The sequence below is a fragment of the Hymenobacter sp. R533113 genome (assembly GCF_056835965.1).
The window spans coordinates 326,939-346,112 of sequence record NZ_JAKWBD010000014.1 but is presented as its reverse complement, the minus strand read 5'-3'; the positions used below and the strand labels follow the sequence as shown (position 1 = coordinate 346,112).

18 protein-coding genes are annotated in these 19,174 nt (G+C 56.4%); 11 read left to right on the top strand and 7 right to left on the bottom strand.

All coding sequences use genetic code 11. From position 1 onward, the window contains the following. The first annotated feature begins 128 nt into the window (after positions 1 to 128). Both MKZ35_RS20510 and MKZ35_RS20505 read left to right on the top strand, forming a co-directional pair. The gene (locus tag MKZ35_RS20510; protein ID WP_482515089.1) at positions 129 to 1,130 is read left to right on the top strand and encodes a DUF1028 domain-containing protein; all 1,002 of its coding nucleotides are present in this window, start codon (positions 129 to 131) and stop codon (positions 1,128 to 1,130) included. Positions 1,131 to 1,182: 52 nt separating this feature from the next. Beyond that, positions 1,183 to 1,740, top strand: a complete 558-nt coding sequence (locus MKZ35_RS20505) for a histidine phosphatase family protein (protein WP_482515088.1) — start codon at positions 1,183 to 1,185, stop codon at positions 1,738 to 1,740. A gap of 353 nt (positions 1,741 to 2,093) precedes the next feature. Here the strand turns inward: MKZ35_RS20505 and MKZ35_RS20500 are convergent, their stop codons facing one another. Next, positions 2,094 to 2,720, bottom strand: coding sequence for a hypothetical protein (locus MKZ35_RS20500; protein ID WP_482515087.1), 627 nt, complete (start codon positions 2,718 to 2,720; stop codon positions 2,094 to 2,096). A 670-nt stretch (positions 2,721 to 3,390) separates the two neighbouring features. On the opposite strand from MKZ35_RS20500, the gene MKZ35_RS20495 reads away from it, so the two are divergent. Continuing rightward, complete coding sequence (locus tag MKZ35_RS20495; RefSeq protein ID WP_482515086.1) at positions 3,391 to 4,788, top strand: M20/M25/M40 family metallo-hydrolase; 1,398 nt, start codon at positions 3,391 to 3,393, stop codon at positions 4,786 to 4,788. A 154-nt stretch (positions 4,789 to 4,942) separates the two neighbouring features. Continuing rightward, positions 4,943 to 5,488, top strand: coding sequence for a 2'-5' RNA ligase family protein (locus tag MKZ35_RS20490; RefSeq protein WP_482515085.1), 546 nt, complete (start codon positions 4,943 to 4,945; stop codon positions 5,486 to 5,488). A 257-nt stretch (positions 5,489 to 5,745) separates the two neighbouring features. On the opposite strand, the gene MKZ35_RS20485 is transcribed toward MKZ35_RS20490, so the two are convergent. Next, positions 5,746 to 6,552: an OmpA/MotB family protein gene (locus MKZ35_RS20485; RefSeq protein WP_482515084.1), complete on the bottom strand. Its 807-nt coding sequence runs from the start codon at positions 6,550 to 6,552 to the stop codon at positions 5,746 to 5,748. 234 nt (positions 6,553 to 6,786) lie between these two features. Between MKZ35_RS20485 and MKZ35_RS20480 the strand changes: the two genes are divergently transcribed. The 3 genes from MKZ35_RS20480 (at position 6,787) to MKZ35_RS20470 (ending at position 10,063) form a co-directional block, all read left to right on the top strand. Continuing rightward, positions 6,787 to 8,481, top strand: a complete 1,695-nt coding sequence (locus MKZ35_RS20480) for a S8 family serine peptidase (RefSeq protein WP_482515083.1) — start codon at positions 6,787 to 6,789, stop codon at positions 8,479 to 8,481. Between the two features lie 97 nt (positions 8,482 to 8,578). Beyond that, on the top strand, positions 8,579 to 9,310 hold the full coding sequence (locus tag MKZ35_RS20475; RefSeq protein ID WP_482515082.1) for a hypothetical protein: 732 nt from the start codon (positions 8,579 to 8,581) through the stop codon (positions 9,308 to 9,310). A 153-nt stretch (positions 9,311 to 9,463) separates the two neighbouring features. Next, positions 9,464 to 10,063, top strand: a complete 600-nt coding sequence (locus tag MKZ35_RS20470; protein ID WP_482515081.1) for a hypothetical protein — start codon at positions 9,464 to 9,466, stop codon at positions 10,061 to 10,063. Between the two features lie 148 nt (positions 10,064 to 10,211). Here MKZ35_RS20470 and MKZ35_RS20465 read toward each other — a convergent pair whose 3' ends face one another. Next, positions 10,212 to 11,561, bottom strand: a complete 1,350-nt coding sequence (locus MKZ35_RS20465) for a peptidoglycan DD-metalloendopeptidase family protein (protein WP_482515080.1) — start codon at positions 11,559 to 11,561, stop codon at positions 10,212 to 10,214. Between the two features lie 266 nt (positions 11,562 to 11,827). Here MKZ35_RS20465 and MKZ35_RS20460 point away from each other — a divergent pair, with 266 nt between their 5' ends. The 3 genes from MKZ35_RS20460 (at position 11,828) to MKZ35_RS20450 (ending at position 14,292) form a co-directional block, all read left to right on the top strand. Further along, positions 11,828 to 12,685 carry a hydroxymethylglutaryl-CoA lyase gene (locus MKZ35_RS20460; protein ID WP_482515079.1) on the top strand — a complete coding sequence of 286 codons (858 nt, stop codon included), beginning with the start codon at positions 11,828 to 11,830 and terminating at the stop codon, positions 12,683 to 12,685. A gap of 110 nt (positions 12,686 to 12,795) precedes the next feature. Further along, on the top strand, positions 12,796 to 13,530 hold the full coding sequence (locus MKZ35_RS20455; protein ID WP_482515078.1) for a (Fe-S)-binding protein: 735 nt from the start codon (positions 12,796 to 12,798) through the stop codon (positions 13,528 to 13,530). A 42-nt stretch (positions 13,531 to 13,572) separates the two neighbouring features. Then, positions 13,573 to 14,292: a hypothetical protein gene (locus MKZ35_RS20450; RefSeq protein WP_482515077.1), complete on the top strand. Its 720-nt coding sequence runs from the start codon at positions 13,573 to 13,575 to the stop codon at positions 14,290 to 14,292. A gap of 80 nt (positions 14,293 to 14,372) precedes the next feature. Here MKZ35_RS20450 and dapA read toward each other — a convergent pair whose 3' ends face one another. After that, positions 14,373 to 15,263, bottom strand: a complete 891-nt coding sequence (dapA, locus tag MKZ35_RS20445; RefSeq protein ID WP_482515076.1) for a 4-hydroxy-tetrahydrodipicolinate synthase — start codon at positions 15,261 to 15,263, stop codon at positions 14,373 to 14,375. A 153-nt stretch (positions 15,264 to 15,416) separates the two neighbouring features. Here dapA and MKZ35_RS20440 point away from each other — a divergent pair, with 153 nt between their 5' ends. Beyond that, positions 15,417 to 16,298 (top strand): polysaccharide deacetylase family protein, encoded by an 882-nt coding sequence (locus tag MKZ35_RS20440; protein ID WP_482515075.1) that lies wholly within the window; start codon positions 15,417 to 15,419, stop codon positions 16,296 to 16,298. A gap of 105 nt (positions 16,299 to 16,403) precedes the next feature. Here MKZ35_RS20440 and MKZ35_RS20435 read toward each other — a convergent pair whose 3' ends face one another. The 3 genes from MKZ35_RS20435 to MKZ35_RS20425 form a co-directional block, all read right to left on the bottom strand. Next, entirely contained in the window at positions 16,404 to 17,186 is a 783-nt protein-coding gene (locus MKZ35_RS20435) for a glycoside hydrolase family 26 protein (protein ID WP_482515074.1), read from the bottom strand. A gap of 99 nt (positions 17,187 to 17,285) precedes the next feature. After that, entirely contained in the window at positions 17,286 to 17,633 is a 348-nt protein-coding gene (locus MKZ35_RS20430) for a hypothetical protein (protein WP_482515073.1), read from the bottom strand. A gap of 104 nt (positions 17,634 to 17,737) precedes the next feature. Beyond that, on the bottom strand, positions 17,738 to 18,946 hold the full coding sequence (locus MKZ35_RS20425; RefSeq protein WP_482515072.1) for a glycosyltransferase family 2 protein: 1,209 nt from the start codon (positions 18,944 to 18,946) through the stop codon (positions 17,738 to 17,740). Positions 18,947 to 19,174 lie beyond the last annotated feature (228 nt).

The following is a 19,174-nucleotide window of genomic DNA, read 5'->3' as shown; positions in this document are numbered from 1 at the left end:
CGGCAAAGGTAATTAGGACAGTAGACCTAGCGAGAAATGCCCCCCAGCATCGGACGTTCAACGAGCGAAGCATCGCTTCGCGCTACATCCATGTATCTTGAACCGCCAATCACCTAAAACTACTTTTCATGCTCCTCAAACGTACCCTTTTCCTGATTTTGCCCTTACTGGTGAGCCTGCTGACCACAGTTTCCGCTCAGGTATATTCGGCTACTGAGCCGCTGGCTCATACTTTTTCCATCGTGGCCCGCGACCCTGAAACGGGCGAGATGGCCGTGGCCGTGCAAAGTCACTGGTTTTCAGTGGGCACGTCGGTGAGCTGGGGCGAGGCGGGCGTAGGCGTGGTGGCTACTCAGTCATTCACTAATAAGTCATTTGGAATGCGGGGCCTGGCCCTGATGAAAAGCGGCAAAACAGCCCAGCAAACCCTTGATGAGCTGCTCAGTACTGATGAGGGCAAAGCGGTACGCCAGGTAGCCATTCTCGACGCCAAAGGCAATGTGGCCGCCCACACCGGTGACAAATGCGTGGACTACGCGGGCCATATCACTGGCAAGGAGTTTTCGGTGCAGGCCAATATGATGCTCAGCGAGAAGGTATGGCCGGCCATGGCCAGGGCTTTCGAGCAAAGCGCTGCGCTGCCCCTGGCCGAGCGGGTTATGGCGGCGCTAAATGCGGCCCAGGTCGTGGGCGGCGACATTCGCGGCAAGCAGTCGGCGGCGCTGTTAGTGGTGCGCGGCCAAGCCACCAATACCCCCTGGGAAGATCGGCTGATTGATTTGCGCGTCGATGACAACCCGGCTCCGCTCAAAGAGCTCGACCGGCTGCTGCGCCTGCACCGGGCCTACAACCACATGAATACCGGCGACTTAGCCGTGGAAAAAAACGACATGCCCGGCGCTATGCGCGAGTACCAAACCGCCGAGCAGATGTTTCCGGAGAACCTGGAGATGCGCTACTGGCACGCCATCACCCTGGCCAATAATAAGCAGGTGCCGGCCGCGCTGAAGCTGCTCCAGCCCATTTTCCGGCAGGAGCCCGACTGGCGCACGCTCACGGCTCGCCTGCCCAAAGTAGGGCTGCTCACCGTGACCGAGGCTGAGCTAAAGCAGATACTGGCGCTCAAATAATGCAACCCGGCGCTTAGCCCGGCGTTATTGCCTCACACTTTCCCCGTTCTCTATGCGCTTTCTACCCCTGATTCCCTCTTTGGTTTTGCTTGTGAGCGCGGTTGTCGGCTGCTCGTCGGAGCGTCCGGCCGCGTCTGGCTCTACTGCTGAAAAGCTCCCCACTGTGGCTGTAACTACTATTTACCTGGTGCGCCACGCCGAAAAAGAAACTGATCCGGCGCTTAAAGACCCACCCCTGTCACCCGCCGGCGAGCAGCGCGCACTCACCCTGCGCGACACCCTGGGCAGCCGCAATATCGAAGCGCTGTACGTGACCAATACCATGCGCAGCCGGGCTACAGCCGCTCCCCTGGCTGCGGCTTTGCAACGCACGCCCCAGGTCTACGATAAGCCGACCGATTTGGCCGCGCGCATCCTGCAGGAGCAGAAGGGCAAAACCGTGCTGGTAGTAGGTCACTCGAATACGCTGCTGCCCTTGGTCTCGGCGCTGGGGGGCAAATCGGAGATTACTACGGTTGAGGATGGCGAGTATGATTATCTGTTCGAGGTAAAAGTGCCCCCCACGGGCGAGGCCGCCGTGGTAGCTCATCGGTTTGGGGCCGAGCACTAGACGTAAGCTTACATCTAAGTACAATCTCTACAACTGGCGCGAGCTTGCAGCTCGTGTCAACCATGCCGGGAGGCTAGGCCTCTCCCGCTAGGACAAAACCGCTTTGCTAAACTCACACCAGTTGGGGTTCCAGCTTGCCGCTGTACGGCAGTAGAGGTGCAACCTCCACCTTATGGCTAGTCACGAGTTACGCTTTGCTAAACTCGCGCCAGTGGGGGTTCATAGATAAAATAAGAAAGGTGAAAGGATGGGACAGGCAATAGAGTGGCTACCAGGCATATTATGCCGGTAGCTAGAATCTTCAATTTATGCAGTTATTCGGCTCGATTAGATGCGCTGAGACCCTTTAAGTGCTAAAAAGGAATGCGCACAGTTACTGTATCTAACGGGGCAATATTTATATCCTGTGAGCCCTGCCTGTCCCTTGCGTTTTCTGTTATAACCCAAATTGTTTTAGCAGCAAAGCCAGCCAGCATTGGGACAACGAAAACTGTATCGCGCGGATAGTTTAATCGAGTTCCATTTCCATTGTACCCAGAAATAAATATTGACACCCGGCTTTTAGGCGGTTCATCGACGAGTTGCAGGCGCACCCAGGCCGGGGCCTGCACGGGCAGGCGCAGGCCCGTATTCTTGCGCCCATTTCGCAAGTAGAGCTGGTAGCCCCAATTAATCAGGTAGCCGGGCTCCCGCCAAGCCCGCAGAATGTAGCTCGTACTTTTATCGGCCCCAAGGGTAAAGGAGAAGCGACCCTGGGCGTCAGCCTCGTGTGGGTCGCCCACAGGACTATAGCCCCCGGCGAGGCCGCTGCCGGCTTGTTCCCAAACCTGCACTTGGGCCCCGGCCAGAGCCTGCCCATTGGCGTCTACAAACACTTGACCTTCTACCAGGGTTGGACCGTCCTCCGATTTGGCGCAGCCGCCCAGCAGGGCCAGCCCGAAGCCGCAGGCAAATAGTAGTTGAGGAAAAAACGATTTCATGAGAGTGAGAATAAAAACAGCGTTGATGGTAAATACAATCAATTAATCAAACGAATGATAAAAGGCAAGCGCATTCCAAGTCTTGAACGTTGAACACGCTCTGCCTAGGCGTACCAATAATATCAGGAAGAAGGGGGCAATGTGCCGTAGCATGAAGTGAACCTGAATGCAGAAGATGAGTGCTTCGCTCCCTACCAGTGAACAGCGCAAAAAATGCACCCCTGTCCAACAGTAAAAGCAGTTAATAAAACCCCAGAAAATTGCAACAGGTGGGTAGGTGCGGGAGCGGCAGATAAGACAAGTCACCGACCTACGAGTGATTGCCTGATAATCAATAACATGGTGGATGTGATGGGATTTAGTACATTAAAAAACTATTTACTATATATTTTTAACACCATACTCAAAGCTTGACAATGACTTGCTATTATTATAACCAGAAAAATCTGATAGCAGAGGCTTGCCACTCTTCATATAGTAAAAGCATCCGCCTCAGACTGACTTATCGGGCCCAAATCATCGTGTAGCGAAAGCCCGGATACATACCAGCACGCCTGATAAGTAGATGTAAGATGCTGCAACCCGTTTCCGGTTTCCTTGTACATTAGCCACTTCAGCCGCTCCCGTGGCTGGTTAAGTGGCTTTTTTATCGTCTGACTTCCTCGCCTTTATGTCCTCTCTCGTTTCTCGCTACCCGCTGCTGGCGGGCGTTGCTTCCTTGTTGCTAACCACGCCCACGCTGGCCCAAAATGCCCCCCAGACCGATTCTTTGAACATTCGTCGCATCTATGATGAAGCCCTGCTGCGGGGTCAGAGCTACGAAAACCTGCGCTACCTCACCGGCCAGATTGGCGGGCGCTTGGCTGGCTCGCCCCAGGCCCAGCAGGCGGTAGACTGGACCAAAGTGACAATGGAAAAGCTGGGACTGGACCGCGTGTATTTGCAGGAAGTGATGGTGCCGCATTGGGTGCGCGGGGCGCAGGAGAAAGGCCAGATTCGGGCCGCCAAAGGCAAAGGCGTGGAGGTGCCGGTTTGCGCGCTGGGTGGCTCGGTGGGTACCAATGGCAAGCTGCGGGCGCAGGTAGTAGAGGTGCAAAGTCTGGAGGAGCTGGCGGCTATGCCGGAGGAGAAAGTAAAGGGCAAGTTTGTATTCTTCAATCGCCCCATGAACCCGATCTACATTGAAACGGGCAAAGCCTACGGGGAAGCCGGCGACCAGCGCCGCGCCGGCGCATCGGCCGCCGCCAAGCGCGGAGCCGTGGGTGCGTTGGTCCGCTCGCTCAGCCTCGCCCACGACGACTTTCCCCACACGGGCACCATGCGCTACGACGACGGCGTGGCCCAGGTGCCCGCCGCCGCCCTCAGCACCAACGGTGCCGACCGCCTCAGCCAGCTTCTCAAAGCCGACAAAAACCTGACCTTCGAGCTGGAAATGGCCTGCCAGACCTTGCCCGACGTGAAATCGTACAACGTAATCGGCGAAATCAAGGGCTCCAAGTACCCCGACGAGATTATCACCGTGGGCGGCCACCTCGACTCCTGGGACCTGGGCCAGGGCGCCCACGACGACGGCACAGGCTGCGTGCAAAGTATGGAAGTGCTGCGGCTGCTCAAAGCCACTGGCCTGCGGCCGGAGCGCACCGTGCGCGCCGTCATGTTTATGAATGAAGAGAACGGCAACCGCGGCGGCATCAAGTACGCCGAGCTGGCCAAAGCCGCCAACGAGAAGCACTTGGCCGCCATGGAATCCGACGGCGGCGGCTTCACGCCCCGTGGTTTTGCCCTGGAAACGACAAATCCCGCAACCGTAGCCCAGATGCAGAAGTGGAGCCCGCTATTTGCTCCCTACGGCAGCAGCGACTTCGTGCCCGGCCACGGCGGCACCGATATCGGCCCCCTGAAAGACCAGGCAAAAGTGCTCATCGGCTACGACTGCGACTCCCAGCGCTACTTCGATATTCACCACACCGCCGCTGATACCTTCGATAAAGTGAACCGCCGCGAGCTGGAGCTGGGCGGCGCCAGCATGGCGGCGCTGGTGTATCTGCTGAGCAAATACGGCTTGTAAATGGTGTTTTGCCTGCCGCTAACAGAACGAGTGGTCCTACGACTCCAAAGTCGTAGGACCACTATCGTTGAACGACCTTTACCGAGCAGGCATCAGCAACGATAGTGGTACTACGACGGGAAAAAGTCGTAGTACCACCCACTAGCCATCTAGTATGCAGCCGCTTTACCTGGTCGCCATTTTGCCCCCCGAGCCGGTTTTGGCTGAAGTCTGGGCTATGAAGCAGGAGGTGCACGCCCGCACGGGCAGCCGCAACGCCGTGCGCTTGCCCGCGCATATCACGCTGCTGCCACCCTGGCGCCAGGCCGAGGCGCTGGAGCTGCCGCTACGCACGGCGTTGCGCGAATTCGCGGCTACCCAAAAGGCGTTTGAAGTTGGCTTGGAGAACTTCGACTGGTTCGGCGACCGTACCTTATTCGTGCGCGTAACCGCTGCTGCCGCCCTCAAAGCCTGCCACGCCGCCCTCGCCGACTGGGGCGCCGCCTACCTCCCCACTATCCCCCGCGAGGCGCGGCCATTCACGCCGCACATGACCCTGGCAACCCGCGATTTGCCCCCCAGCCAGGTACCGGAGCTGCGGCAGCTTTTTCAGGCTCGAAGCTATATGGCTTCTTTCCTCGCAACCAGTCTTCAGCTCTTTCGCCATGATGGTCAGTACTGGCAGCCAATAGAAGAGTTTGTTATGAAACAACAGGTTTAGATTATAAACTGAATCCCATTCATAATCAAACATTTATGATAAATAAAAAGGGTGGATGATTGCCTCTGAAGCTTGCTTTTATAACCTATATAAAAGCAAAAACAGCCAAAAAAGAAACGGCAGCCGTGTGGGAGGCTACCGTTTCTTTTTTGGCTGTTTTTGGTAATAGTCGATTGTAGAAATGAACAGTAAACTCAGCTTCAGTCTACGACATATTTAGTATTTCAAACAGGCTAAATGATTAGCAAACTGCCGTGTTAGTTGGCCTCCAGAATCTGGAAAAGCTCGTCGAGTTTGGGCGTCAGGATAATCTCGGTGCGACGGTTTTGGGCCTTCTCAGCTGGGGTAGCGTTGGCCGTGATGGGCAGATATTGGGCCCGGCCGGAGGGCGTGACCTGGGCAGGCGTGAGGCCGGCCGTGGTCAGGATGCGGGTAATTTCGGTGGCGCGCAGCACGCTTAGGTCCCAGTTGTCTTTCATGCCAGCCGTACCGCGGCTGATGGGCACATTGTCGGTGTGGCCTTCTACCAGCACGTTCACATCCTGATTAGTCTTGAGAGCCGTGGCGAGCTTCTTCAGGGCCTCCTGGCCTTTCGGATCAACTACCGTTGAGCCTGATTTGAACAGGAGCTGCTCGGAGAGCGATACGTACACTTTGCCGTTTTTCACGTTCACCGTCAGGTCGTTGGCATTGAAGCCCAGCAGTGCATCGCCTACCTTTTGGCGCAGTGCTTTTACGGCGGCTTCCTTCTGATCGAGCACGCGCTGCAGTTCGGCAATGCGCTGCTCGCGGTCCTGAAGCTGCTCCTTGGTGGTGCCCAGGTTCTCATTTAACTGGTTGACCTCCTGGTTTTTGCTCAACAGGTTGGAGCGCAAGGATTCCTCGGTTTGGGCTTTCTCCTGCTCCAAAGCCGATTTTTGGGCTTGCAGCTGTTCGCGGGCGCTGAGCAGCTCCGAGTTCTGTTGCTGTAAGGCGGCTATTTCTTTAGCGTTGCAGCCACTAAGCAGCACGCTGCCCGCGCTCCATAATGCTACCAGTGTGGTACGAGAAAGAGTAGAGTTCATAAAGAAAGGATTAAGGAGAGAACAAAGACTGGCATAAACTTCAATGGGCAACATGCGGCACCCCGTGAGCTTGCGGGGTTGAAGGTAGCGGTAAATCTCTTCCGTGCTATCCTTCATCATAGCTATGTACAAGTTTCGTTCGAGTTAGTAAAAAAGCCCCCCAGACCGCACGCACCTTGCGTCACTATCGTATCTTCGTGGTTGCTTCAGCCCTCTATTTTACTACCGCATCACTTGCTTACTCGTTATTCCTTCGTGCGGGCTTTTTTTGTGTTTCTCAGTCTGGGGCTGAGTGGGACAAGCCTCGCCACGCACGCCGCTACGCCGCCTGTGGCCCGCTACTGGGTTGTGCTGCGCGATAAAGCCGGCGTGCGCTTTAATCCAGCAACCTATTTTACCCCCCAGGCCCTGGCCCGCCGCCAGCGTCAGCAACTACCCCTCGCCGACAGCACCGATTTTCCCGTGCGCCCTGATTACCTGCGCCAAGTGGAGGCTGTTGTCGATTCGGTCACGTTTGTAAGTCGGTGGTTTAATGCGGTTTCCTGCCGCGCAACGCCAGCACAGGCTGCTGCTTTGCGCCGCTTGCCCGGTGTGCGTAGCGTAGAAAGCCGTCCCGATGCTCCCATGCTGCCCGCCGCCCAACCCGGTGCGCCGGAGCGCGGCAATCTGGAAGTATCCGCTGCTGACCACCAGCTGGCGTTTGGCCAAACGGCCAGCCTCGGAGCGGCCGACTTCCGCCGGGCTAAGCTCGATGGCCGGGGCCTGCGCATCGCCATCTTCGATGTGGGCTTTTCCGGGGCCGATCAGCACGCGGCGTTCCAGCATTTGCGCAGCGGCAAGCGCATTCTGGCGACCTACGATTTTCTTAAAAAGAAGCCCTACGTGTACGCTGGCGGCAGCCACGGTACGGAGGTACTCTCGTGCATAGCGGGCATTTTGCCCGACGGCACGGCGCTAGGACTCGCCCCCGAAGCAGAGTTTCTGCTGGCCCGCACCGAGCAGCTGCACCGCGAACGTTTTGCCGAAGAGGAGGCTTGGCTGGCCGCCGCCGAGTGGGCCGACCAGCAAGGCGTGGATATTATCAACTCCTCATTAGGCTACACCAGCCGCCGCTATTTTCCGGAACAGATGAATGGCCGCAATAGCCTCGTGGCCCGCGCTGCGGCTATGGCCGTGCGCAAGGGCATACTGGTGGTGAATGCGGCCGGAAACGACGGCCTCGACCCGGAGTGGCGCACCATTGGCACCCCCGCCGACGGCGACTCCGTGCTGGCGGTGGGTGGCATTGACCCTGACAACTTCCTGCATATCGGCTTTAGCAGTTACGGCCCCACCGCTGATCGGCGCCTGAAGCCCAATGTAACGGCGTATGGAACGGTGCTGGCGGCAGCGCCGGGCGGCTATGTGCGTACCCAGGGAACGTCGTTTGCCAGTCCGCTAATGGCTGGTTTTGCGGCCTGCGCCTGGCAGCAAAATCGCAACCTGACGGCCATGCAGCTCTTTGCGCTGCTCCAGGCCGCGGCCAACTTGTATCCTTACTACGACTATGCCCACGGGTATGGAATGCCCCGTGCTTCCTGGTTTACGGCGGGCGCCCAAAAAATGCCCCCCAAAGCTGCTACCTTCGATTTTGTAGCCCAGCCTGATAGTATGCTGGCCGTTATTATCCGGCCGGGCGTGGGGGAGGTGGTCGTGCGGGCTCTGCCGCTATATTCCGATTCCGTGGACGTAAAGACGCCTGTGAGCAAGGACAAAACCGCCGTAGTGCCAGCCGTTGGCCGTGAGGAGCTAGCCCCGTCCATATCCAACAACGCTCAAAAAGCTCCCCAGCCGATGCTGAACCTGCTTTGCCGGACCCGCCCAGCTACCTCTACTGGCACGTATCCGACCGTCGCGGAGTGCTGCGCACCTACGAGGTGTTGGATGTGAAACAGCGCGCCGTGTTGCAAATATCCTTGCGTAGCCTGCAATCCGGCGACACGGTGCAGGTCCATTATCGGGGGTTCACTTCTACTTACACAGCTAAATGAAGCTTTTGCGCTTGCTGATGGTCGGGGCCGGCGCGACCGTCTGCCTACTCGGTGCACCTGCAGTTCAGGCCCAAGGGGTGCTATTGCGCGGCAATGTGGCCGCTGATACGCTGCGCTCTAACACGGGTCCCAACCGGGCTTTTTTCAGTCATTTTTACCTGGGCTATGCGGCCGTGGTAGGTGAATTTGACGGGCCGGGCGCTGCGTTGCGCTATGGCCGGTCGGGGGAGCTGTTTGTGGGAATGCGACAGAAATATCGCCTTTCGCAGACAATGGCAGTTGGTCTGGATCTGCGCTATGCGCGTTTGGTATATCATCTGGTTCAGAATGACCAAAAAATCCTGCCGACCCCCGATCAACACCAAAGCGAGTCCTTCGTACTGCCTCAGGCTCAGGCCGAAGTGTATGGTCGCTTGAATATTGGGCAACGCGGCAATGTGGTGGGCCGCTACCTCGACCTGACCGGCTGGGGTGGCTGGATTATCAGTTCGGCGCATCGTTATACAGACAAACCGGGCCCCAATGGCGCTGGACGGGTAGATGTAACGGAACGTCAGCTCAATTATATAAACCGGTGGTCGTACGGGGTGGGGGCGCGGCTGGGCTCGGGACGCTACGCGCTGGTGGCCCGCTACCGACTCGCCGATAGCTTCAAAGAACTTACTGATGCGACCCTTTACCCCGAGTTTCCGCGCTTGATGGTTGGTTTGGAGCTGGGGGTGTTTTGATAGAATATTCAAATTCTAAGATAAATCCTGCTTTTTTTACGTTTTTATCTTCTTTCATCTTCTGCTTTGGTACAAATTTAGCTGTGAAAGCTGGTCACGATATGATCAATCCGTAGTGTCGTCGAATTAACTTTGGATACTTGTTTAGCCTATATGAAAAAACTTTCTCTCTCTGCCGCTGTGGCCACCTTATTGTTTCAAGCGTCGTGTATTACTACTGAGCGCGAAACAGCTACCGCTAAAGGCGACGGCACAGTCTTTACCCCAACGCCCCCCAGTCAGCGTGCCCGGCTCACCGAGCGCAGCATCCTGAACACGGTGCGAGCCAGCCATAATTTTACTAGTAATAAGCAAAAGGACAGCTTCGTGCTTTTGCTGCAAGGCCCTAAAATCCTGAACGCGCAGGCTCGTTTTGTCATCATTGATGCCACCGGCGACACCATCCGCAATGAGGTAATGCCTGCCACGGCGCTGCTCAGCGACCGTGACCTGGAAAATCCCAGCGCGGCCACCGTGCGCGATAAGGAAATAGCTATTCTGAAGGCTATGAACACCTTTTTTAGCAACGACCGATTCACGCAGCCCGCTATTCCGCGCACCGCCGCCCAGCCCGAAGACGTAGAGCCGCAAGTCTGGGCAGCCATTCAGGGCGACAGCAAGGCCGTAGGTTTCGACTATATCGGTACGGGTGGTCGGGAGCGCCGCATTGCTTATGCCAAAGAATTGCAGCGGGCGGTAGTCGTAGCTCAGTAAGCTTTCAAATAAAACAGTAAACACAAAAAAAGCCCCCCAGACATTGTTTGGGGGGCTTTTTTGTGTGGTGACGAGTGGATTATATTACGTCTTCCTTGGAATGGGTTCTGCTTTTTTCGAGCAGCTTCATCAACAATCGTACAAGCGTTTAACCTGCTTTAGCTGCCCAGCCTACTATACCCGTCGCGCTTCGTACTAATTGAAAACCACCTACTTCGCCTAAGATGGCAACACTGGTGCGGGCCGGCAGCGTATCAAAGGGTGCTACGCCCGATTGGGGCAATTTCACCAGATCGGTGGCGGCGGCCAGCAACTCCCGGCGCAGAGGCTCGGCCGCGGCCGATACCACCGAACGGGCGGCAATGTAGCCAATTTGCCCCCCAGGATGCTCCACGCGATAATAATCGGTCTGGCTGCCTACTACCAGCAACGGAGTGTCGCGCACCAGGCTTGCCACGCTAGCGGCGCCCTTCGCGGCGGGGCTTAAACGCAGGTCGGCGCGCTTTTCCCGCACCCGCACCCATTGGCCGAGGCGCTCCGCACTGGTGCGCGGGGCTGCGGGTACCTCATCGGCGCGACGCACGAAGGGAAAAGGATCAACGGCCCCGCGGCCCCCGCGGTATATGCCGAAATGCAGATGCGGCGGCGTGGTGCGGGCGTTGCCGGTATTGCCCACCAGCCCCAGCGTATCACCTACTTGCACCATCTGACCGGCCTGCACGAGTTGCTGGTCGAGGTGGGCGTAGTAGAGGTGCTGTCCATGCTCGGTGTCGGCCAGCCACACCACCTTACCGCCTCTGGGCGTTTCGTTTACCCTCGTAATGAGGCCCGGCGCAACGGCTACCACGGGCGTGCCGCGCTTGGCAAAAATGTCAATGCCTTCGTGGCGACGGGCACCCGCGTCGCGGTCTACACCCCAGAAGCTACCCACGGCCACGTCGTTTTTGCCCTGCACCGGAAAAGCCAGCGACGGCGCGCGCTGAATGCTGAGCGTATAGCGCCCCGTGCGCAGCAACTCCGGCTGTATCCGTAGCAGATGCTGACGGTCATCTTCGGCCACGTAGCTAAAGGTGGATGCAGCCGTATCGGCAGAGGTGATGAGACGGGGAGGGGCAGTGTCGGGGCTAAGCTCAAAGGCATCGAGAAAGACGCGCACATCGGCGCCGGCATCCATCGTCAGGCTGATACGGACGGTTTCGCCCTCGCGCACGGCGTAGCGGTAAGCCGCCGCACGGGCCTGATCGGCGCGAAAAAAGCCGGTTTCCTGAAAGGGGAGCGTCACCACCAGCGAGTCGCGCAGGGCGCGGTCGGCGGCGGTGAGCCAGTCCCGGCCCAGGGCCGTTTGGTCGAGACCACTCTGGCGCAGACGGCGGGCGTAGGTTTCGTGGGGGGTGGTTTTCTGAAAGATAGCCTGCAACGTCTGTTGCTTGCCACAGGCAGAAAGCAATAACAAAAAGCAGAAGAGATAAAACGGCGCGCGCACGGGGCGTAAAGGCATCGGATTGGGTTACGTTTAACCAGTTATATACACAACCCCGGAGCCGGCCGAGAGGTTCGGTAGCGTGTTGAGCCAGCTAAATCGGGGCGCGGCCTAAGAAGCAGGCCGGAACTGCCAGGTTTTTCCGCTCAGGTTGGCAACTAATTCGCTTTGGCTCTCCTTATCAGCTAAAGCGTAGGAATGCAGCTCTGGCGTCAATCACGCCGATTTCCTCCTACTTTTGTTTCCCCTACCCAGGTCACCCACCCACTTCTGCTCTTTCGTTTATGAAGCTTATTGAATGCCCGCGTGATGCCATGCAGGGCTTGCCAGAATTTATTTCCACCTCCGCCAAAATCGCTTACCTCAATACCCTGCTTCGCGTCGGTTTCGATACCCTAGATTTTGGAAGTTTTGTGTCGGCGAAAGCAATTCCCCAGCTCCGGGATACGGAGGAAGTGCTGTCCGGCCTCAATTTGAGTAACACCCGCACCAAGCTCCTGGCCATTGTAGCCAACCTGCGCGGTGCCGAAACTGCCGCTACCCATTCTCAGATTCAGTATATCGGCTTCCCATTGTCAGTATCGGAAACCTTTCAGCGGCGCAACACCAACAAAACCATTGCGGAAGCGCTAGCTGAGCTGGCTAAGATGCATAATGTGTGCGAAAAAGCCAATAAAACGCTCGTAACGTACCTCTCGATGGGCTTTGGTAACCCGTATGGCGACCCCTGGAGCCCGGAAGTAGTGGCCGAATTCACCCAGAAGCTGGCCGATATGGGTGTGCGTATCGTGGCCCTTTCTGATACCATCGGGGCTTCTACGCCTGCCACTATCACGCCCTTATTTAGTGAACTGATTCCGGCCTTCCCCCAGATTGAGTTTGGCGCCCACCTGCATACAGCGCCGGTATACTGGCGCGAGAAAGTGGACGCTGCTTACCGGGCGGGCTGCCGGCGCTTCGACGGCGCCATTGGCGGCGTGGGCGGCTGCCCGATGGCCACCGATAAGCTCACCGGCAACATGCCTACCGAAAAGCTGGTGGCCTACTTTGACGAGAGTGGCGTAGATTTGAGTCTTAACCGGGACGCCTTCCGGATTGCTCAGGTAACCGCCGGGGAAGTCTTTGGTTTTGTTAAAAAGTAACGCGAAGCGGCGCTTCGCCTCGCGTTAGGTCGTTGACATAGGTGTCGGAAAAAGCCCCCCAGCGTCATTGTGCAACGAGCGAAGCGCCGCTTCGCGTTACTTCCTTCGCTATGCCCATCGTCGATTTATTCATTCCCTGCTTCGTAGACCAGCTTTTCCCCCAGACCGCCATGAACATGGTGAAGGTGTTGGAGGCCGTAGGTTGCGAGGTGCAGTATAATACCAATCAAACCTGCTGCGGGCAGCCGGCTTATAATGCCGGCTACAAAACGGAAAGCTGTGAGGTAGCCACCAAGTTTCTGGATGATTTTCCGGCTGGGGGGCAAAATCGGTATATCGTGAGCCCGTCGGCGTCGTGCGTGGGCATGGTGCGCAATGCGTATGCGGAGCTGTTTGAAGGCTCCGCCGACCAGGCCCGCTACCACGGGGTGCAGCGGCGCATTTTTGAAATGACGGAGTTTCTGGTAGATGTGTTGGGTATTACTGCCATTCCGGGCGCAAAATTAGCCGGCCAATACACCTATCACGACTCTTGCTCGGCCCTGCGGGAATGCGGCATCAAAGCCGCGCCACGCCTGCTGCTCGATGCAGTACAGGGACTGGAGCGCCTGGAAATGGACGAAAGCGAAACCTGCTGCGGCTTCGGCGGCACCTTTGCCGTGAAGTTTGAAGCTATTTCGGTGGCCATGGCCGAGCAAAAGGTCGAAAACGCCCTGGCTACCGGCGCCCGCTACATCGTGAGCACCGACACGAGCTGCCTCATGCACCTGGATGCCTACATTCGGCGGGAGAAAAAACCTATCAAAACGCTGCACGTCGCGGATGTGCTGGCTAGTGGTTGGTGAACTTCTAGCATTTCTCTTTCCTCTGTACTTATTTCCATCTATATGAGAGTGAAGCAAATGCGAGGATTAGTGGGCCTGCTGTTGCTGATGGCCTGCGAGCAAAGCGCCCCGATAGCAACGCTGCCAGACGTCGCCAACGAGGAACAAGCCATATTTACCCAAAACAAGAGGTTTACCTACCTGGCAAGCCGCTTTAGCAAAAGCGGGGAGCGCTTGGTTTTGGATACGGTCGTGCTCACCTCAAAGGGCACCGTTTGGAAGACAGATTCTATCCAGAAGGAAATTGGCTGGGGAAATAATGCTACTGTAAAAGGGCTAACTGGGGTAATCGAAAACGCAGAGCGCGTCTGGATACATCCGCCCAGGTTTGATGAGTATGCTATTCTGGAGCTAAGTCCCTTCCCGGAGGTCAGAAAGCCATTCGTGGTCGGGCAGGAGTGGGACTGGGAACTGGAAGTGGGCGACCATTGGGCTAACCCAGATTGGGCAGTATGGGAAGGCAGTCTGTTGGTTAAAACCCACTACAAAGCTACCGGATCGCAAGCAGTAACGACGGCACTAGGGAAGCTCATGTGTCAAGAAGTAACGGCCGTTTCTCACTGTGCACAAGGAAAATCCACGTTGCGTACCCTGTTTCATCCTACCTATGGCTTCGTGCTGCTGAATTATATAACCATTGATGGTGGGCGTCTGACCCTAAAGCTGATGCAAGCTGGGATTAGTAATACGTTTGATGGTGAAGCATTTTATAACCAGAAGTAACCTATTAAGGGATGAAAATAAACAGAGCAGGCCGTTTCAATCGAAACGGCCTGCTCTGTTTTAACGCCTCACTATAGAGCTTACATCAACTGGCGCACCCGTTCCGTCAGGCTCTCCGAAGCAGCGACGAGCGGCAGCCGTACGGCATCGGAGCAAATGCCCAACACTGCGAGGGCGGCTTTCACGCCTACCGGGTTGCTTTCTTCATACATCAAGGGGTTCAGGCCCAAAAACCCAAACAGCAGCTTACTGGCTTCGGCAAAATTGCCCCCCAGCGCGGCCCGCGTCATGCGGCTCATGCGGTCGGGGAAGGCATTGCCCAGCACACTGATAACACCCTCGGCGCCAAATGCAATCATCGGCACGGTTAGCATATCGTCGCCGCTGATGAGCAGGAAGCCGGCGGGCCGGCCGGCGGCAATGGCCATGCACTGCTCCAGGTTGCCGCTGGCTTCTTTAATACCAATAATATTGCGGTGCTGCGCCAGGTGCAAAGTCGTGGCGGCGGTCATGTTAGAGCTGGTGCGGCCGGGTACGTTGTACAGGATAATCGGCAGGGGAGAGGCATCGGCCAGGCGCTCATAATGGGCAATGATGCCGGCCTGGGAAGGCTTATTGTAAGCGGGGCTGGCCGAGAGAATGGCCATAACCCCAGTAAGGTCGGTGGTGCGCAGCAGATGTTCGACGCCCGCCGTATCATTGCCGCCTATGCCGTACACAAGCGGCACCCGACCGGCTACCTGCTCACGCACAACCCTCAGAATATCAGCGCGCTCCGTGGTCGTTACGGTCGGCGACTCGGCCGTGGTGCCGTTGATTACCAGGTATTCAACGCCGCCGTCTACCATAAAATCGACCAGGCGACGCAGGGCCTCAACATCTACGGCATGGTTGGGGGCGGGGGTAAAAGGGGTAATTAAAGCGACCCCCGTGCCACGCAGGGCAGAAAGGTGAGAATCTTGTTGATCCATGCGGGAATTAGCCGTTGTTTTGTAGTTGGAATGGTTGTGTGAAGGTAAGTGACTACCGCCAAATGCCTTATTCTGGCCTTTCTTTTCCTTTCAAAATCCCGGCTCTCTTTTCCCTTCTACATCCCGAATGAAGCTTACCCGTACCCCTCTTTTGTGGCTGGCATCTTAGCCACCACGCTTACCCTGTCTGGCTGCGAAACCAAATCCGCTGCCGCTTCGGAGTCGAAGGAACAGGCTGCTGCCGAAAGCGTTACGCCTGCGCCCGTGGCCGCTGCACCAGCCAGTCCGAACGCGCCGGCTCCCGATCCAACGACCATTCCGGCCGCAAAAATTGCTGCTGCCGCCGAAATTCTGGCTCGCCCGCAGGTGCCCATCCTTTGCTATCACCAAGTCCGTGACTGGAAGCCAAAGGACTCCAAGGGTGCCAAGGATTATATCGTGCCGGTGGCTCAGTTTCGCGACCAGATCAAGATGCTGGCTGATAGCGGCTATCATACCATCCTGCCCGATCAGCTGTATGCTTACCTCACGACTGGTGCCCCGCTGCCTTCCAAGCCCGTCATGCTCACCTTCGACGATACTGACCTGGATCAGTTTACGGTGGCCAAGCCCGAGCTGGACAAGTACGGCTTCAAGGGCGTTTTCTTTATCATGACCGTCTCGTTGGGCCGTCCGCGCTACATGAGCAAGGCGCAGGTAAAGGAGCTGTCTGATCAGGGCCACGTTATTGGCTCGCACACCTGGGACCACCACAACGTGAAGAAGTATCAGGGCGAGGATTGGGTAACGCAGATTGAGAAACCCACCAAGACGCTGGAGGAAATTACGGGCAAGAAGATCAACTATTTCGCTTATCCTTTCGGCCTGTGGAACCCCGAGGCTATCCCGGAGCTGAAGAAGCGGGGCTTCGTCGGAGCGTTCGTGCTGGCCGAGAAGCGCGACCAGCAAGACCCATTGTTTACCATTCGCCGCATTATTGCCAGCGGCTACTGGTCGGCCCGGACCCTGAATAATAGCATGAAGAATAGCTTTTAGAAGCTAACGTTTTGCAAGAAAGCCCCCAGAAAGTTTCTGGGGGGCTTTCTTGCTGTCGACTTCTACGCTGCTTTTCTAAAAGCGATAAATAGAATTCCTCATCCCTTATTTAGGAATAGAAGCGGAGGCGCTAGGCTTGAGGGTATCTGACCTGTCGTTGGAGAGCAACGAGCCAAAAAGAAGCCCTTTAATTTCCGGATACTTACTAGTAAAGTGCTGGGATTGTGCCTGCAAGGTCTGGCCGGAGTGAAAGGGTGTTAGCAGCAAAACAGGTATGCTATTTAATTCGGCCCGCTCAGCAAATTGCAGACGCAAGAAGCGGTACTTCTGGATTGACTTGGCCTTTGCATCCGGCCCCGAAGTCATACAGTCTGCGGTTACCCAGTCGAGGTAAGTGGCGCCCGGAAAATACGCAGTAATAGAATCAGGCGAGGGAGGAGTCCACACCCATACGACGCTGGTGTCGCCGGAGGCTCTGAAGCTGCTAACCAGACGTTGCCAGGTAAGTCGATAAGCCCTTGGGTTACTGGCTTTGATGAGGGGCCGAAGCATTACAGGCTTATTACGTACCCGAATAGCAGTTACCGCCTGCTTCCAGGCAGGGTCATTAAAGGAGCCGTCTTTTACCTCCCAGCTTAGCAGCGGAATATTCCGTTGAGCATCGGCTTTCTTCAGTGCCGCCGCCGAAATCTGGGGCCCCAGCGCCGGGGTAAGGCGTATTTCCTTAATCATTGAAACTGAATCGGCCCCTACGCCGGAGGCTAAAGAAATCGGAGCGGACCACATGGTTGCTGATGCAGTAGCGGCAGCGGTATAGCCTACGCGCACTTCACCTACTCCCGTACGGGTCCAGATAAGGTCGGGGAAGGCGCTGTATGGTTCAGCCAAAAGCTTACTCCCAGGCTGACACAGGTGTGGGCCATAAACACGAAGAAGGCAAAGTAAACGGCTGCTGTCCGTAACCGGGGAAAAAGCTCACTGTCTCGTTTAGTTACTAACTGATGTTACGCGGCATATTAGTCGATTGCTTGGAAAGGATGTTTCCTGAAGCAGCAATAGCTTCTTTCTGAGGCAGAGGTGCAGTTGCCGCGTAACATCAGTTACTAACTGTTCGCCTTTATTCACAAGCCAACGAACCAGACTGAATGAGGTAGCAAAGCGCAACAGTCCCTTCAGCAGATTGTGCTGAGCCATCAGCACAGAAATTGTCAGAATAAGGGCATTGCTCATGGCCAACGCCATCATAAGCAGAGTATAAGGCGTTTGAGTGAGGTGGTGGCCGAGGCGGGCGGCTACTACGCATAAACCAGCCAGCAACAGATTCGGGAGGCTCAACAGCCACTCATTGCCGGCGTGTCCATCCTTGGGGGTAGGAATATACGGTACGCGTATCCTGAGCAGCGTATAGACGAGGCCCAGGCAATAAATCCACCAAGTGCTTATCCGTAAAAAGCCCCCGTCAGATGTAGCCCGGCTTCGTGGGGCTCCCGAAGCCACCGTTGCGCATTGTACCTGATCAGCAGTGCTATGGCTACAATGGGCATCATATGCAGCACAAACTGTGGCAGCGACAAATGCCAGGGAAACTCGGCTAGCAAAAGAGCCAGGATAGGAACCAGCAGATCAATAAGGACAACAACCCCGGAGAAGAAATACAGAGGCAGAGTAAGATAATGAATCCGTTGTCGCCAGGTGAAGCGCGAAAAAAGCGTTGGATAAACCCGGAAAAGCAACTCAAAGCTGCCTCGGGCCCATTTTAGCTGCTGGGCGTAGTAAGCGGCCAAAGATGCTGGTACCAGTCCGCGACTCACAATCACGGGCGCGTACACCGACTTCCAGCCCTGCGCGTGCAGGCGCATAGCCGTATGCATATCCTCCGTCAGCCCGGCCGCGTGTCCGCCGATGCTGTCTAGGGCCGTTCGCCGAAACGTGCAGTTGGCCCCAATAGCCTGGGCCGTATTGTAGGAGTTCATGCCCATCATCAGAGGGCCATAGAAGTGGTAGGTCTGCTCGGCCGCGCCACGGGCAACCAGACTCTCCTGCTGGTTGCCATACGCCTGTACCACCTGCACGTAGCCCACCTCAGGATCAGCAAAATAACTCACCACCTTATCCAGAAAGTCGGGCGTGGGCTCGTGGTCGGGGTCAAGCACCACGCATAGCTCGCCCGTAGCTTGGCGCAGGGCATTGTTGATGTTGCCAGCTTTGGCGTTAATTTTTTGCGTGCGGGTAACGTGTACAATGCCCAGTTCCTGGCAGAGCTGGCGCAAATATGGGTCGTCGCCCTCGTCGCAGAGGTAGCTGGTGTGAGGGTAGCGCATGGCCCGCATGGCCCGAAGCGTGCGCTCAATCATGTCCAGCGGCTCGCCGGGGCAGGCCGTCGTGAGCACATCAACGGTGTACTGGTGACCCGTGTGAGCCGGCTGAACCGGCTTGCTGACTTGCACGTAGTGGTACCACTCGTGCAGCATGCGCAGCAGTTTAAAGCCTAGAGAAATAGATAGCAGCCAGAATAGCGGTGGGTAGCCGATATGCTCTGAGTCGGCGAACCACCACAGGAAATGGACTGTCAGGACTACGCCTACCAGCACTAAGATGCGCATTTGCCGCACCCCTTCTGCGAAACTATACTTAACCTTTTGTTCCACAGGAATGGGCATGGACTTTGGCATTGGTGCAATAATAGGCATAGGCATAGGGGGCGTGGCTTCTGGAGGCATTAAAAATAAACTTTGATTGAGGCGCAATCTTGCGAGCGCAGCCATTATTAGTATAAATCTAAGTGCGCTTTGGTAACTTTGAACAAAAGTAATTGAATTAAACAGCTGTTCCTTTACTTCCTATCTACTCTTAAACTTTCACTATGTATATAGAAC

Bases quoted from the DNA above. Each gene is read 5' to 3' on its own strand.
- MKZ35_RS20510 (WP_482515089.1), top strand. From the start codon at position 129: ATGCTCCTCAAACGTACCCTTTTCCTGATTTTGCCCTTACTGGTGAGC.
- MKZ35_RS20505 (WP_482515088.1), top strand. From the start codon at position 1,183: ATGCGCTTTCTACCCCTGATTCCCTCTTTGGTTTTGCTTGTGAGCGCG.
- MKZ35_RS20500 (WP_482515087.1), bottom strand. From the start codon at position 2,720: ATGAAATCGTTTTTTCCTCAACTACTATTTGCCTGCGGCTTCGGGCTG.
- MKZ35_RS20495 (WP_482515086.1), top strand. From the start codon at position 3,391: ATGTCCTCTCTCGTTTCTCGCTACCCGCTGCTGGCGGGCGTTGCTTCC.
- MKZ35_RS20490 (WP_482515085.1), top strand. From the start codon at position 4,943: ATGCAGCCGCTTTACCTGGTCGCCATTTTGCCCCCCGAGCCGGTTTTG.
- MKZ35_RS20485 (WP_482515084.1), bottom strand. From the start codon at position 6,552: ATGAACTCTACTCTTTCTCGTACCACACTGGTAGCATTATGGAGCGCG.
- MKZ35_RS20475 (WP_482515082.1), top strand. From the start codon at position 8,579: ATGAAGCTTTTGCGCTTGCTGATGGTCGGGGCCGGCGCGACCGTCTGC.
- MKZ35_RS20470 (WP_482515081.1), top strand. From the start codon at position 9,464: ATGAAAAAACTTTCTCTCTCTGCCGCTGTGGCCACCTTATTGTTTCAA.
- MKZ35_RS20465 (WP_482515080.1), bottom strand. From the start codon at position 11,561: ATGCCTTTACGCCCCGTGCGCGCGCCGTTTTATCTCTTCTGCTTTTTG.
- MKZ35_RS20460 (WP_482515079.1), top strand. From the start codon at position 11,828: ATGAAGCTTATTGAATGCCCGCGTGATGCCATGCAGGGCTTGCCAGAA.
- MKZ35_RS20455 (WP_482515078.1), top strand. From the start codon at position 12,796: ATGCCCATCGTCGATTTATTCATTCCCTGCTTCGTAGACCAGCTTTTC.
- MKZ35_RS20450 (WP_482515077.1), top strand. From the start codon at position 13,573: ATGAGAGTGAAGCAAATGCGAGGATTAGTGGGCCTGCTGTTGCTGATG.
- dapA (WP_482515076.1), bottom strand. From the start codon at position 15,263: ATGGATCAACAAGATTCTCACCTTTCTGCCCTGCGTGGCACGGGGGTC.